Below are 14,102 nucleotides of genomic sequence, written 5' to 3'. Positions count from 1 at the left end.
GTCAGCCCTTGAAGATAAGGCGCGAGTTCGCCTGGGTGCGAAAAAGCAGCTGTTCGATGCTCTTTTGCGTTCGGTTTGCCTCTTCGCGGGCCGCCAGAATGGTGCCGTGGTGCGGCGATTTGGCGCATACCGGATCGGCGTTATCGGCACTGCCCGTCAGCATGAACGCCTGGCACCGGCAGCCGCCGAAGTCCTGCTCTTTCTCAGAGCAGGAGCGACACGGCTCCGGCATCCAGTCGTAGCCGCGATAGCGGTTAAAGCCGAACGAGTGATACCAGATATGCTGCAGATCCTGCTCAAGCACGGAGGGAAACTCAACGGGAAGCTGGCGCGCGCTGTGACAGGGTAACACCGTGCCTTCCGGCGTGACGCTCATGAAGATCGCACCCCAGCCGCCCATGCAGCCTTTCGGTCGCTCTTCGTAGTAGTCCGGCGTGACGAAAAGCAGGTTAGCCAGCCTGCCTTCCTCCGCCATGCGGGCGCGGTAGCGCTTCACCACCGCTTCGGCTGCAACGATCTGTTCGCGGGTTGGCAGCAGCCCTTCGCGGTTTTCGTGCGCCCAGCCGTAGAACTGGCAGGTGGCCAGCTCGACGTCGTCGGCATCAAGCTGTATCGCCAGCTCGATAATGCGGTCAAGCTGGTCGATATTGTGGCGGTGCAGGACGAAGTTCAGCACCATGGGGTAGCCCAGCGCTTTTACCGCTTTGGCCATGGCCAGCTTCTGATGAAACGCTTTCTCTGAACCGGCCAGCGCGGCGTTCAGCGTCTCGTCGCTGGCCTGGAAGCTAATCTGGATATGGTCCAGGCCCGCGTCGGCGAAGGACTGCAGCTTTTTCTCCGTCAGCCCGATTCCGGAGGTGATCAGGTTGGTGTAAAAACCCAGCTCGCGGGCGGCGGCGATAAGCTCAGGCAGGTCTTTGCGGACCAGGGGTTCTCCGCCGGAGAATCCCAGCTGCACGCAGCCCATCGCCCGGGCCTGGCGAAAGACCTCGATCCATTGCCCGGTGCTGAGCTCCCGATCCTGCGCGGCAAAGTCGGTCGGATTCGAGCAGTAAGGGCACTGCAGCGGGCAGCGGTAGGTGAGCTCCGCCAGCAGCCACAGCGGAGGGTTTACCGTGGATGGCGCGAGATCACTCATGGAAAATCACCCATTTTTGCTCGTACGCGCGCTGGAAAAAGGTCAGTACGTCCTCTTCCAGCCCCTCCGCGCCCGGGAAGCGGTCGCTCAGGGTGGCGACGATCGCGCCCAGCGACGTCTTTCCGTCAACCAGCGCTAAAATGGCGGCCGCGCTGACGTTTAGCCTGGCCATACCTTCCGGATAGAGGATCACATGGCAGTTCTGTACCGGCTCCCACTGCATGCGGTAGCCGCGTCGGAAAACGGGAGTGTGTTCGGGAGTTAAGGTCATTACACCAGCCTCTGCTTGTGCCATACGCGGTCAGCGGTCACGCTGTGGTAGGGCGGACGATTCAGGGAGTAGGCCATGGTCATCGCATCCAGCATGCTCCACAGGATATCCAGCTTGAACTGGAGGATCTCCAGCATGCGCTGCTGTTTTTCAACCGTATTACAATAGTCCAGCGCCAGCGCCAGGCCGTGCTCTACGTCGCGATTGGCCTGCCCGAGGCGGCTGCGGAAATAGTCGTATCCTGCCGGATCGATCCACGGATAGTGCTGCGGCCAGCTGTCCAGGCGCGACTGGTGGATTTGCGGGGCAAACAGCTCCGTTAGCGAGCTGCACGCCGCCTCCTGCCAGCAGGCGCGGCGGGCGAAGTTGACGTAGGCATCCACGGCAAAGCGTACCCCAGGCAGCACCCGCTCTTCAGAAAGCAGGCTCTCCCGGCTCAGGCCGACCGCTTCGCCGAGGCGCAGCCACGCCTCGATCCCACCTTCAGCGCCGTTATAGCCGTCATGATCGAGAATACGCTGCACCCACTTGCGCCGGGTGTCAGGGTGCGGGCAGTTCGCCATAATCGCCGCGTCTTTAATCGGAATGCTGGTCTGATAATAGAAGCGGTTCGCCACCCAGCCCTGAATTTGCTCCCGGGTCGCTTCACCGTTGTGCATGGCAATATGGTACGGGTGATGAATATGGTAATAGGCCCCCCTGGCGCGCAGCGCGTCTTCAAAGGCCTGAGGAGAGAGAGGGGTGAGTTCTGTCATGCGGAGCCTCTACAGTTCGATGACCATGCCGTCCCAGCTGACTTCAATGCCAGCGTCGTTAAGGCTCTGACGCTCGGGGGAGTCTTCATTCAGGATCGGATTGGTATTGTTTATATGAATCAGAATTTTTCGCCGTGCGGGTAAGGTCGCGAGAAGCGCCGCCAGGCCGCGCTCTTCTGCCAGCGCCAGGTGCCCCATATCCTTGCCGGTATTTTTCCCCACGCCCGCGTTCGCCAGCTCATTGTCGCGCCACAGCGTGCCGTCGATCAGGAGGCAGTCCGCCCGGCGCAGCCAGGGCATGATCGTCTCATCCGGCTCGCCCAGACCGGGGGCGTATAACAGCCCTACGCCGCGTGCGGTGTCCTCAATGAACAGCGCCACGTTATGCCCGGGAAGGGGCCGGTCGCGGTAGGCAGAATAGGGCGGCGCGTTGCTCAAAAGCGGGATGGCGGTGAAGCGCATGCCGGGGCACACCAGAGTGGTGAAGGCGTCTAAAGGCTCGACTGGATGATGAATCAGCCCGCCGTTCCAGTGGGAGAGCATGGTGAACACCGGGAAGCCGGTGGTCAGGTCGTCATGCACTTCCGGCGTACACCAGACGTGATGCGGACACCCCTCGCGCAGGTTGAGCAGCCCGGCGCAGTGGTCAATCTGGCTGTCGGTAAGAATGATGGAGCCTATTCCGGTACCGCGCAGGACGTCAGGGGTGTTCAGCTCGGGAGAGACCCGCAGCTGGTGGCAAACGTCGGGCGAAACGTTACACAGAACCCAGTTTTTGCCGTCGTCGCTGACCGCAATAGAGGACTGGGTGCGGGGAGAGGCGTTTATCTTGCCTTCGCGAAGGCCGCGGCAGTTTTCGCAGTTGCAGTTCCACTGGGGAAAGCCGCCGCCCGCTGCCGAGCCGAGAACTTTTATCTGCATCTCTGAACCAGGAGTAATAAAAAAATAATGCCCGCGCGAAGGGCGGGCAGGCGAGCGATTAGCGGTTGGAAATGTACAGCGTTACTTCCAGACCCAGACGCAGGTCAACAAACTCGGGTTTAGTCCAGGTAGTCATAGCGAAGCTCCTTTGCGTTCATCTTGATGTTATTAGCCCAGTGAAATTGTTACACTGGACAAGGCTTATGTTAAATATATGTGATTATTATCACAATAATTAAAAGGTAACAGAGTTATTCACCCCAGGTCTCTGCGAGAACCCGCAGCCAGTTGCGCCATGTAAGCTTCTCCAGCAGAGAGTCACTGAACCCCGCGTCCGACAGCGCCTGCACGAGGCGAGGGAGCCCTTCAACATCCTCAAGCGCATCGGGGACGTTCACGCCGTCGAAGTCCGAACCGAACGCCACCCGATCTTCTCCAAGTTTAGCGATCAAATACGCAATGTGGTTAATAATCGTACTCAGATCGGTACCGGCACCGTCACGCTTGCCGTCTGCGCGCAGAAAGGCGGTGCCGAAATTGACCCCGACCAGCCCGCCGCTATGCGCGATAGCCTCCAGCTGCGCGTCGGTCAGGTTGCGCGGCTGAGGGCAAAGCGCGTGGGCATTGGAGTGGGTGGCGACGAGCGGAGCGTTGCTCAACCTGGCGGTATCCCAGAACGCTTTTTCATTCATGTGGGAGAGGTCGATCATAAGACGGCGCTCGTTGCAGGCGTGGATCAGCGATTCACCCGCCGCGGTTAAGCCGGGCCCGGTATCCGGCGTTCCGGGGAAAGCGCCGTTAACCCCCTCGCCGAAGGCGTTGGGGGTATTCCAGAACGGGCCAATGCTGCGAACGCCCAGCTGATAGAATTTTTCCAGCTGCGCTAGCTGCGCGTCGATCGCGCCGGCCCCTTCAATATGCAGCACGGCTGCGATCCGCCCGTTAAGACGGCAGCGCTCGATGTCGCTGGCGGTGCGGCATATCTTCAGGCGCCCCTCAGAGCTGCGCTCGAGGATGCGCATAATGTCAATTTGACGCTCGACGATTGCCAGCGGGTCAAAGTAGTCCAGCACCTCATCATCCGTTTGGTTGCGCATGCGGGCGATATAGCTAACCGGCGGGATAAATACCGCGAAAAGCCCACCGAAAAATCCTCCCCGCCGCATGCGCGGGTAGTCGAGGTGCCCCGGTGAGACGCGGGAAAAGAACGCGTTCGCCGGATCGTCGTCATGATGAAGCCAAAGATTGAGCAGCAGATCGTTGTGTCCGTCAAAAACGGACCGGTCAGGCAGGTGGGTCATAGGCGTTTCGCTACGCGGTAACAAATAAACGCTATGGTCTCCGATAGCGCATTGAGTAACAACCCTGCAAAAGATAAGGGCTTGGTGGCGTAATTAAACATCGCTCAAGCCGGAGTTTCTTCTTATCTTTGTACGGTTAATTTCGCGAGAAATACAAAAATTAATGCGCAGCACCGTTGCAAACGGCTTTATCAATAAAGACTAAACAAACCGCATCCGTATGAGGTTTAACTTTACTCACTTAGCCCATTCATTATAATGGCCCCAAATTCACGCAGGAGTAATACGTTGGACAACCACCCCGAAATGCATAAAACGGTAAGTTGACGCGATTATTTCCGCGCTGCTTGCCGACCCGGCGGGCAGCAATCCCTTCCTGAAGACGATTGCCACCCAATAATGTGATAACCGCGTCATTACGCGAAGGCAATTGTTATGTTTACGTTTATCTACGCACTGTTTCCTCCACCGTCTGCACGGTAATCGTCGCTCTTCGTCGCGATCGTTTGTCGTGTGCTGAATAAGCACGTACTCAATTCTTCCACAATCTGGAGGAACGTATGCTTATGTTTCCTGATATTACAAATTTACTCGCCGCAATGCTGCTGGGCGCGCTAATTGGCGCAGAAAGACAGTGGCGCCAGCGCATGGCTGGCCTGCGCACTAACGCCTTAGTTGCCACGGGCGCCGCGGTATTTATTCTTAGCTCACTCTCGACGTCGCCCGACAGCCCGGGGCGCATCGCGGCCCAGATTGTGTCCGGGATTGGCTTCCTCGGCGCGGGCGTCATCATGCGTGAAGGCATGAACGTGCGCGGGTTGAACACGGCGGCAACGCTCTGGTGTTCTGCGGCGATTGGTGTGTTATGCGGTCTGGGACAGTTCTGGAATGCGGCCTGGGCCACGCTCATTATTCTTTGCGCCAATATTTTGCTTCGCGAAGCGGCGCAGCGAATTAACCGCATCCCCGGCGCCGCCGATGAAGATAAACGCTATATCCTGAACGTGATCTGCGATGACGCCCATGAATATGCTATTCGCCAGCTGTTGCTGAATATGGCGAAAGAGCTGGCAATCGGTATGCAGAGGCTCGATGCGGTTTCTGCGGATGAAAAAGGGCGCAGGGAAATTCGCGCCGAGCTGATTAGCGTCGTGGACGATCAGAAAACGCTGAATCTTATTATGTCCAAAATTGGCGGGCACGAAAATATCACCTCCGTTCGCTGGAGCTGCGAAGGCCATTAATTTCTCATTACTCACTAAACTGCGATGCCGCGCATAAGGAGGGAATGATGGATGTTCCCATACGTATAAAGTAATACCCGAGCTGAAGAGTGGAAACTGTGCATGGATAATTCCGTGCAGGGATAACGACGCCTTAAATTTAGGGGATAGATCATGGCTGACATGAAAATTGAAAACCGGAAAATAAGCCGGGCTGCGTCAGATAATGATAAGCATCAACGCAAAAGCTTTCTGATTGAAACGGAAGCTTACCACAGCGCGGACCACACGCTGGCCCGCATGAATAGCACCCGTCTCGGGCTCACTACCGAAGAGGCGCTGTACCGGCTGGAAAAATGCGGCCGCAATGAGGTGGCGCATGAGAAAGCGCCATCAGCATGGCTTCAGCTACTGCAGGCATTTAATAATCCGTTTATCTATGTGCTGATAGCGCTGGCGGCGGTCAGCTATTTTACTGACTACTGGGTCCCGGTCCATAACGGTGAGGAACCGAGCTTTGCCAAAATCATTATTATTATGACGATGGTGAGCCTGAGCGGATTATTGCGTTTCTGGCAGGAATTTCGCACCAACAAAGCGGCCCAGGCGCTGAAATCGATGGTTCGCACCAGGGCCACCGTGCTGCGCCGGGGGCCGGGAGAAAGCAGGCCGGTGCAGGAAGAGATCCCGATTGAGGAGATTGTACCCGGCGATATTGTCGTACTCGCCGCCGGCGATTTGGTGCCGGCGGACGTGCGGCTGCTGGAGTCCCGCGATCTGTTTGTCAGCCAGTCGATTCTGAGCGGTGAATCGCTGCCGGTTGAAAAATATGACGTCATGGCAAACGTATCGGGCAAAGACAGCGAACAGCTGCCGTCGCCGGATAAGGATAAATCCCTGCTGGAGCTGGGCAATATCTGCCTGATGGGAACCAGCGTGACCAGCGGAAGGGCGCAGGCGGTTGTCGTCGCCACCGGCAAGCGGACGTGGTTTGGATCGCTGGCGAAAGCGATCGTTGGCACCCGCAGGCAGTCCGCATTCGATCGCGGGGTAAACAGCGTCAGCTGGCTCCTGATCCGGTTTATGCTGGTGATGGTGCCGGTGGTGCTGCTGATTAACGGGTTCAGTAAGGGTGACTGGGTTGAGGCCTCGATGTTTGCGCTGGCCGTTGCGGTTGGGCTGACGCCGGAGATGCTGCCGATGATCGTCAGCTCGAACCTTGCCAAGGGCGCTATCGCGCTGTCGCGGCGCAAGGTCATCGTTAAACGCCTCAATGCGATTCAGAACTTTGGCGCGATGGATGTGCTGTGTACCGATAAAACGGGCACGTTAACGCAGGATAATATTATCCTCGCGCATTCTCTTGACCTGTCCGGAGCCGAGAGCGATCGGGTCCTGATGCTGGCCTGGCTCAACAGCACTAACCAGAGCGGTACGCGTAATCTGATGGACAGAGCCGTACTCCGCTTCGGGGAGGAAAAAGTGTCCCCGGCCACGAAGAAACGCTTTATCAAGGTTGATGAACTTCCCTTTGATTTTGAGCGTCGTCGCGTGTCGGTGCTCGTCGAAGATGTCCGTCACGGCGACAAGAGCCTGATCTGCAAAGGCGCGGTTGAAGAGATGCTCTCCGTGGCGACTCATCTTCGCGAAGGCGGCAAGACTGTTGCGCTGACGCAGACCCGCCGCGATCTGCTTCTGGCAAAAACGGACGATTACAATGCGCAGGGTTTTCGCGTGCTGCTGGTCGCAACCCGCAGGCTGGAAAGCTCCGCGCAGCCGGTTCCGCTCAGTAAGGATGATGAGCAGGGGCTGACCATTGAAGGAATGCTGACCTTCCTCGATCCGCCAAAGGAAAGTGCCGGAAAGGCGATTCAGGCCCTGAACGACAGCGGCGTGGCCGTGAAGGTCCTCACCGGGGATAGCCCGGTCGTGACGACGCGCATTTGTCTTGAAGTGGGTATCGATCCGCACAACCTGCTGACGGGAGATCAGATTGAAGCGATGTCGGACACTCTGCTGGCGCGTGAAGTTGAAGTCCGGTCGGTGTTTGCCCGGCTCACCCCGATGCAGAAGTCCCGCATACTGCAGGCATTGCAGAAAAATGGCCATACCGTGGGCTTCCTCGGCGATGGCATTAACGATGCACCCGCTCTGCGCGATGCGGACGTTGGGATTTCCGTCGACAGCGCGGCGGATATTGCCAGGGAGTCGTCCGATATCATCCTGCTGGAAAAGGATCTGATGGTGCTGGAGGAGGGGGTAATCAAAGGACGCGAAACCTTTGGCAATATCATCAAGTATCTGAAGATGACGGCCAGCTCTAACTTCGGCAACGTTTTTTCCGTGCTGGTCGCGAGTGCGTTTATCCCGTTCCTGCCGATGCTGGCGATTCACCTGCTGATTCAGAACCTGATGTACGACATTTCCCAGCTGTCGCTGCCGTGGGACAAAATGGATAAAGAGTTCCTGCGTAAGCCGCGCAAATGGGATGCGAAAAATATCGGGCGCTTCATGTTATGGATTGGCCCAACGTCATCGATTTTCGACATCACGACCTTCGCGCTGATGTGGTACGTCTTTGCGGCCAACAGCGTGGAAGCACAGGCGCTATTCCAGTCCGGCTGGTTTATTGAAGGGCTGCTGTCGCAAACGCTCGTTGTGCACATGCTAAGAACGCAGAAGATCCCGTTCATCCAGAGCCGCGCGGCGCTGCCGGTGCTGCTGACGACGGGGCTGATAATGGCGATCGGGATTTACATTCCCTTCTCACCCCTCGGTGCGCAGGTGGGATTGCAGCCGCTGCCGTTGAGCTATTTCCCTTGGCTGGTGGCAACCTTGCTGAGCTACTGTCTGGTGGCCCAGGGGATGAAGCATGTCTACATAAAGCGCTTTGGCCAGTGGCTGTGACGTGCGGTGGGAGAGAGGGATATGAAGCGGTCACCTGACAAAATCATCGCTGCGCTTTTCCTGGTGTCAGGGTTAGTGATGCTAATTTCGGCTATCTGGCAAATCATCGTTTGAGGCGGTGAGGGTAGACGGCCGATCTGTCACACATCTTAACCGACTTGTCTGAAGCCATTCTGGATTGTTATGAGATGCAGTGTCTGCCTGAAAAAGGACAGACGCTGCCTTTCTGTCGTTTCCGCCGTATCGCTGCCGCCGGCAGGCGTAACTCAAACACGCAGAGCGCCAGCATCACAATCGTATTCATGATATGAATCGGATGATAAAAAATATAGTTAACGGTGTTAACTAAACTGTGTATCATAAGCCATCGAATCAATGAGGGTTTAGTTCATGGTACAGCCAGATATTCGTTCTTTCCGCGCCACACTGCGTGAAATGGTCAGAGAACTGGGTATGCTCAGCCGTAAAGCAAGCGGAACGGAGTTATCCCCCCTTCAGAGCCATATTCTGATTGAACTCAGCAATCATCCTGAGGGGTGTACTGAACTGGCCTCGAAGCTATGCGTTGAGAAAGCGAGCATGAGCCGCACGCTAAAGAATCTTAGCGATGAGGGATACCTACTTAAGGAAAATGACGCGCGGGATGGCAGAGCCTCTCAGTACAGATTAAGCGACGCCGGAAGGCAACTTCTTTCTAAGCTTGAGGAAAATGCCGACAGGTTTGCTATGGACGCTCTCGCTTCATCATCTGAGGAAGAAATTCAGATTTTGCGCCAATCTCTGCTGCACTTTACAGGCAGTTTGCGCAACGCGCGTCGCCAACGTGAATCAAATATTAATATCAGACGCCTGCAGTCAGAGGATAACGCCGCAATTGCAGAAATTATCCGTAATAGCTTTCGTGAGAATAAAATCGATCACCTCGAAGGCGTTAGTCTCCATGATCCAGAACTCGATTCCCTGAGTGAAGCCTATAAGCAATCCGGTGCCGGATATTGGGTTGTGGAAGCAAATGGAATGATTGTCGGGGGAGCGGGACTCGCGCCGCTGGGCGGAGAAGCAGGCATTTGCGAAATGCAAAAATTATTTTTCAAAAACGAAGTACAAGGAATGGGCCTGGGCAGACGAACGATCGCTTTTATCCTTTCTCAGGCCTCAGAAATGGGATACCACGCCTGTTATCTTGAAACGCTTACCGCGCTGAAGCATGCCGTGCGCCTCTACGAGGCCTTTGGATTCAAGCATATACCTGCACGACTTGGCAATACGGGCCATGGCAGCTGTGACATATACATGTTGAAAAAATTGTAGCGACCATTTTACGGTTCTGAAGAAAATAAATAGGAATACCTTCCGGAAGATCTTTCCTTAACTGGCACCAGTACGTCTGATGACGCCGGAAGGATATGAACAATATATACCTGCATATCGTCGCCAGTGAGGATGAACTTTCATCTCATTGATGGAGAGCGACTATTTAAATTATGGAGCAATTATCGGTATGGTAGTCAGCTGTTTGCCTTCTCTTAAACGAAAACATGGACTTTATATTGTACTTTTTATGCAGCCCGCGCTGGCGACCAAAAGTGAAGTTAATATAAATGAACAAACCATGAACGCCAGAGAGAATATATATCACGCGCTCCATGAAGAAGAAATCAGCCGCGAAGAAACGCTTTTCCAGGCAAGAGCTGGCGCAGGCGCTAAGCTAGCTCAGGTATTGGGGCAGGACGCTTCCGCCGATCGCATCAGCGCCGTCGGCGGCAGCATGGCCTCAGGATTATTCAGCTCGGCCGTTCAGCAAAGCCTTTCTTCTTTTGGCACGGCAAGAGTAAAGCTGAATTTAAGCAGCGCACATCTTGATGGCAGTGAGTTTGATTTTTTACTGCCCCTTTACGACAGCCGCAGCCATCTGTTTTTTTCCCAGACGGGAATAAGGCGGATTGACGACAGGACCATGGCGAATTTCGGCATAGGTTATCGATTCTGGCCTTCTGACTCCGCCATGTTCGGTGCCAATATGTTTTACGATTACGACGTCAGTCGCCAGCATAAGCGGCTTGGCACAGGTCTTGAGTATGCGCGCGATTTCTTTCGCGTTTCTGCTAATGGCTATTACCGGCTCACCGGCTGGAAAACCTCGCGCGATATCACGGACTATCACGAACGCGTCGCGAATGGCTTTGATATCCGGACAGAGGCCTGGCTTCCTCGTTTGCCTCAGCTGGGCGGAAAAATCACCTGGGCGCGATATTATGGCGATCGGGTTGGTATATTTGGCCCGGACGATCTCCAGAAAGATCCTCAGGTACTCACCTTTGGCCTGAACTACACGCCCGTACCGCTGGCGGGAATTTCACTGCAAAAAACGGTTAACACGCGCGGCGGGGGCGACGAATTTTCCGTAGGGCTGAACTTCTCGTGGCAGTTTGGCTTGCCGCTCAAAGCGCAGCTTGACCCGGACCGCGTTCGGTTTAACCGCACGCTGGTGGGCTCCCGCTATGACCTGGTGGACAGAAACAACGTCATTGTTCTGGAATATAAAAAGGATCGCCTGTTTTCCGTGGCTCCGCACCACAAGGTTTCGGGCGTTGAAAGCAGCCAGCTTTCGCTAAACCTGGACATTTCTTCGCGCTATGCCGTAACCGGGATTGGCTGGCAGGGCGAAGATTTCTTCGCCGCCGGTGGCGATATTACTTATGTAAACGGCGCCTACGTTATCGCGCTGCCCGAATGGCAAACAAATGGAAGTAATCATTACCTGCTGGAAGGACGCGCCATTGATGAAAAAGGCAATATTTCTGCACCGTTCCGCGTCGAAGTGGATGTTCTGCCGATGGATGTCAACATCTCGCTGGCGGGCGATCTGAAGGGCGAAGAGGGACAAACGCTGGCGATCGGGCTTAACGTTCGCAGTACCGGCACCATTGGCAAAGTTGACTGGAAGGCGCCTCAATTTCTTGCTGCCGGGGGGAAATTTATTCAGACGCGTGCAGCAAAAGCAGACAGCCTGAGCCTGAACTATAGCGCCGTTCTGCCTCCTTATAAGGCGGGCGGTGAAAACAGTTATCCCATTGAAGTGACGGTGAGTGACAGCGAGGGGAACGTTTCGAACACCGCCTCAGCCCGAATCGTGGTTGAACCCCGCTCTATTGTGCTCGCCGTTCCGCCAGAGGTGGCGGGTAATGAGGGGGAGCGTATTGCGCTGCCGCTGACGATTGATGCAAAAACCGCGGTGACCCGGCTCGACTGGGAGGCGCCCGAATTTATTGCCCATGGGGGCAAAGTCAGCGTGGAAAAAGAAAAAGTCTGGCTGGAACTGCCTGCATGGTCGGACTCTGGCTCCAACCAGTATGCTATTACCCTCACCGCAGGTGACGACCAGAACCACCGTTCCGCGCCGGTAACCGCAACTGTTTCAGTGGCCTCCGCGGCCGTAAACCTCGTTCTTGATGAAAACCTGACGGGCAACTCGGGTGAGGAACTCGTCGTTACGCCGCAGGCCAGCGCCCAGTCCGGCATCGATCGCATCGAGTGGCAGGGTGAGGCATTTTTCAGCGCTGGCGGAAAAATTACGCAGGACGGTACAAATGCCTGGCGGTTCACGCTGCCATTATGGAAAAAAGAGGGGACCAACCGTTATTCCGTGCGCGCCGTCGCGTGGGATACGTCTGGCCGCTCCTCGACACCGGTCACCCTGACGTTAGAGGTGCAGCCGGTCAGCATTGCCGTTTCGGCGCCCGGCACGCTGACGGGGACCGAGCAGGAGACGGTAGATGCCACCATTAGCGTGGTGTCAGAGGGAACCACCGTAAGTGACGTCCAGTTCAGCGCGAAGGATTTCCTTGCCGCAGGCGGGAAAATTACCGGCACGCTGCCTGACTATCATTTCGTCATGCCCGCCTGGCAGGCGACGGGAAGCAACCATTACAGCGTCACGGTTACCGGTAAGGATTCGCACGGCAATATCAGCGAGCCGACGCAGATAGCGATCGCCGTCAGTCAGGCTCCGTTCGTCATCACCGCGGATACGGCCGTTACGGGCTTTGAGGGCAGTACAACCGAGGTGACGCCGCAGGCGCAGAGCCTGTACGGCGTGGCGAATTACGAGATCGATGCCTCCGCCTTCAAATCTGCCGGTGGCACCATTACGGAGAAAGAGGGAACCTTCAAATTGACCCTGCCGGGCTTTGTCGTAGGCGGGGAAAACCGATATCCCGTTACGATCCGGGCCGTAGACAAGAGAGGGCGGTTATCCTCACCGCTGGAGCTGAACGTCGTCGTTACCACCCGGCTTTTGGATGTGAGTGGCCAGTGCTCTGTTGTGGGTGGGGGCGAGGGCTATGCGAACCAGATCGATAAAGAGAGCGTGAATTATCAGGAGGCGACCGATTATACGACGCTGAAGGCGCTGGTTGATGCCGGAACGCCTTATATCTATATCCCGGGCGATGTCGAAATTGAATTACCGGTGACGAAAAATGCGCTTTTTGTTAAAAGCGGTACGACTATTTTCAGCGACCGGGGATCAGACGGCAGCGAGGGGGCTCGCCTCAGCATTCCCTATCTGAGCGAACAGAATAATCAGTTCCCGATTATCGTGATGGACAGCAATACGCGAATGTCCGGCATTCGCTATGAGGGACCGTATAAAGGAACGCTGACTAAAAATACCACGATTGGTATCCAGACGGTGGAAGGCGCCCATAATATTGAGGTGGATAATATGGAGCTCTGGGGATGGCCCTGGGCAGCGGTGAGCGTAAAAACATCATCAAATGTGCGGGTACATCACAGCTATATCCATGACAATATCAAATCTGAACTCGGTTACGGCGTTGTTGTACAAAACGGTAATGCCACGGCGGAAGTGGCGTGCAATGTTTTTAACAGCAACAGACATTCGATTGCCGGAAGCGGCAAGTCCGGCGAGGGATATGCTGCGCATCATAATTTGGTGTTAAATGGTGGCGGGCGCGGCGCTTATCATCAGTTTGACATGCATAAGTATCAGTCCGCAGGGGCCGGTGCGTTTATGGAAGTGACGCAAAACTGGTTTGACTATGGCCGCTACGGTACCAGCAATCGATCCTCAATTGGCGTACGTGGTCAGCCATCAAGAGGACCGATTACCGTGACCGATAACTGGTTCAGTCAGCCCTGGAAGAATGGAACCCAGTATGCGGTAGCGGGAGAATATGGCACCTGGGTTCCCACTGTTGAATCTATACTGGCGACCAATAAATTCAGCGTGAAGTTTAACTATTTAGAGAAGGGTAATAACCAGTGCGTGATTGACTGGCTAAGTTACAGCCAAAGCATTAACTGTTCGGCGGTGAATTAGCAGTACCTGGTGGCTTTCTCATCATTTCAATCTTCAATACTAAAATCTGTCCGCGTGCCGTTGGCGTGCGGACAGATTGTGCCGTTATGGGGAAGGTGGGAACAACTCGCAAGGAACGTAGAGATACAAAGACATCAATTTATCTCATTTAACATAATATACATTATGCGCACCAATGGAATGTTAGCTGAATCCTGACGCGCCATCCTGACCAAAGTCTGCTACCAAATCAAGCCAGATGT

Annotated in this window: 11 protein-coding genes; 5 read left to right on the top strand and 6 right to left on the bottom strand. The window is 55.4% G+C overall.

The window, feature by feature from the left end; translation table 11 throughout:
* Position 1: 1 nt before the first annotated feature.
* The 6 genes from pqqE to DBY73_RS04615 all read right to left on the bottom strand — a co-directional run bounded on the left by pqqE (position 2) and on the right by DBY73_RS04615 (position 4,386).
* Positions 2 to 1,138, bottom strand: a complete 1,137-nt coding sequence (gene pqqE, locus DBY73_RS04640; protein WP_112010030.1) for a pyrroloquinoline quinone biosynthesis protein PqqE — start codon at positions 1,136 to 1,138, stop codon at positions 2 to 4.
* The gene (gene pqqD, locus DBY73_RS04635; protein ID WP_112010029.1) at positions 1,131 to 1,409 is read right to left on the bottom strand and encodes a pyrroloquinoline quinone biosynthesis peptide chaperone PqqD; all 279 of its coding nucleotides are present in this window, start codon (positions 1,407 to 1,409) and stop codon (positions 1,131 to 1,133) included. Before pqqD ends, pqqE begins: the two co-directional genes overlap by 8 nt.
* Positions 1,409 to 2,164, bottom strand: a complete 756-nt coding sequence (gene pqqC / locus DBY73_RS04630; protein WP_112010028.1) for a pyrroloquinoline-quinone synthase PqqC — start codon at positions 2,162 to 2,164, stop codon at positions 1,409 to 1,411. The genes pqqD and pqqC overlap by 1 nt, the downstream gene beginning before the upstream one ends.
* Before the next feature lie 9 nt (positions 2,165 to 2,173).
* The gene (gene pqqB, locus DBY73_RS04625) at positions 2,174 to 3,085 is read right to left on the bottom strand and encodes a pyrroloquinoline quinone biosynthesis protein PqqB (RefSeq protein ID WP_112010027.1); all 912 of its coding nucleotides are present in this window, start codon (positions 3,083 to 3,085) and stop codon (positions 2,174 to 2,176) included.
* A gap of 58 nt (positions 3,086 to 3,143) precedes the next feature.
* Entirely contained in the window at positions 3,144 to 3,221 is a 78-nt protein-coding gene (gene pqqA, locus DBY73_RS04620; protein WP_004937827.1) for a pyrroloquinoline quinone precursor peptide PqqA, read from the bottom strand.
* Positions 3,222 to 3,336: 115 nt separating this feature from the next.
* Positions 3,337 to 4,386, bottom strand: a complete 1,050-nt coding sequence (locus DBY73_RS04615) for a dipeptidase (protein ID WP_112010026.1) — start codon at positions 4,384 to 4,386, stop codon at positions 3,337 to 3,339.
* A 548-nt stretch (positions 4,387 to 4,934) separates the two neighbouring features.
* Here DBY73_RS04615 and DBY73_RS04610 point away from each other — a divergent pair.
* The 5 genes from DBY73_RS04610 (at position 4,935) to DBY73_RS04590 (ending at position 13,860) form a co-directional block, all read left to right on the top strand.
* Positions 4,935 to 5,630 (top strand): MgtC family protein, encoded by a 696-nt coding sequence (locus tag DBY73_RS04610; protein WP_112010025.1) that lies wholly within the window; start codon positions 4,935 to 4,937, stop codon positions 5,628 to 5,630.
* 153 nt (positions 5,631 to 5,783) lie between these two features.
* Entirely contained in the window at positions 5,784 to 8,516 is a 2,733-nt protein-coding gene (gene mgtA / locus DBY73_RS04605; protein WP_112010024.1) for a magnesium-translocating P-type ATPase, read from the top strand.
* 21 nt (positions 8,517 to 8,537) lie between these two features.
* Positions 8,538 to 8,630 (top strand): protein MgtR, encoded by a 93-nt coding sequence (mgtR, locus tag DBY73_RS04600; protein ID WP_112010023.1) that lies wholly within the window; start codon positions 8,538 to 8,540, stop codon positions 8,628 to 8,630.
* A gap of 276 nt (positions 8,631 to 8,906) precedes the next feature.
* The gene (locus DBY73_RS04595; RefSeq protein ID WP_112010022.1) at positions 8,907 to 9,827 is read left to right on the top strand and encodes a bifunctional helix-turn-helix transcriptional regulator/GNAT family N-acetyltransferase; all 921 of its coding nucleotides are present in this window, start codon (positions 8,907 to 8,909) and stop codon (positions 9,825 to 9,827) included.
* Positions 9,828 to 10,128: 301 nt separating this feature from the next.
* Entirely contained in the window at positions 10,129 to 13,860 is a 3,732-nt protein-coding gene (locus DBY73_RS04590) for an inverse autotransporter beta domain-containing protein (RefSeq protein WP_181573201.1), read from the top strand.
* The last annotated feature ends 242 nt before the right edge of the window (positions 13,861 to 14,102 follow it).

Source organism: Enterobacter sp. RIT418, assembly GCF_003057745.1.
Classification (GTDB): Bacteria; Pseudomonadota; Gammaproteobacteria; order Enterobacterales; family Enterobacteriaceae; genus Enterobacter.
The sequence above is the reverse complement of the archived record's forward strand: the minus strand, read 5'-3'. Positions and strand labels throughout refer to the sequence as shown.

Bases quoted from the DNA above. Each gene is read 5' to 3' on its own strand.
- pqqE (WP_112010030.1), bottom strand. From the start codon at position 1,138: ATGAGTGATCTCGCGCCATCCACGGTAAACCCTCCGCTGTGGCTGCTG.
- pqqD (WP_112010029.1), bottom strand. From the start codon at position 1,409: ATGACCTTAACTCCCGAACACACTCCCGTTTTCCGACGCGGCTACCGC.
- pqqC (WP_112010028.1), bottom strand. From the start codon at position 2,164: ATGACAGAACTCACCCCTCTCTCTCCTCAGGCCTTTGAAGACGCGCTG.
- pqqB (WP_112010027.1), bottom strand. From the start codon at position 3,085: ATGCAGATAAAAGTTCTCGGCTCGGCAGCGGGCGGCGGCTTTCCCCAG.
- pqqA (WP_004937827.1), bottom strand. From the start codon at position 3,221: ATGACTACCTGGACTAAACCCGAGTTTGTTGACCTGCGTCTGGGTCTG.
- DBY73_RS04615 (WP_112010026.1), bottom strand. From the start codon at position 4,386: ATGACCCACCTGCCTGACCGGTCCGTTTTTGACGGACACAACGATCTG.
- mgtA (WP_112010024.1), top strand. From the start codon at position 5,784: ATGGCTGACATGAAAATTGAAAACCGGAAAATAAGCCGGGCTGCGTCA.
- mgtR (WP_112010023.1), top strand. From the start codon at position 8,538: ATGAAGCGGTCACCTGACAAAATCATCGCTGCGCTTTTCCTGGTGTCA.
- DBY73_RS04595 (WP_112010022.1), top strand. From the start codon at position 8,907: ATGGTACAGCCAGATATTCGTTCTTTCCGCGCCACACTGCGTGAAATG.
- DBY73_RS04590 (WP_181573201.1), top strand. From the start codon at position 10,129: ATGAACGCCAGAGAGAATATATATCACGCGCTCCATGAAGAAGAAATC.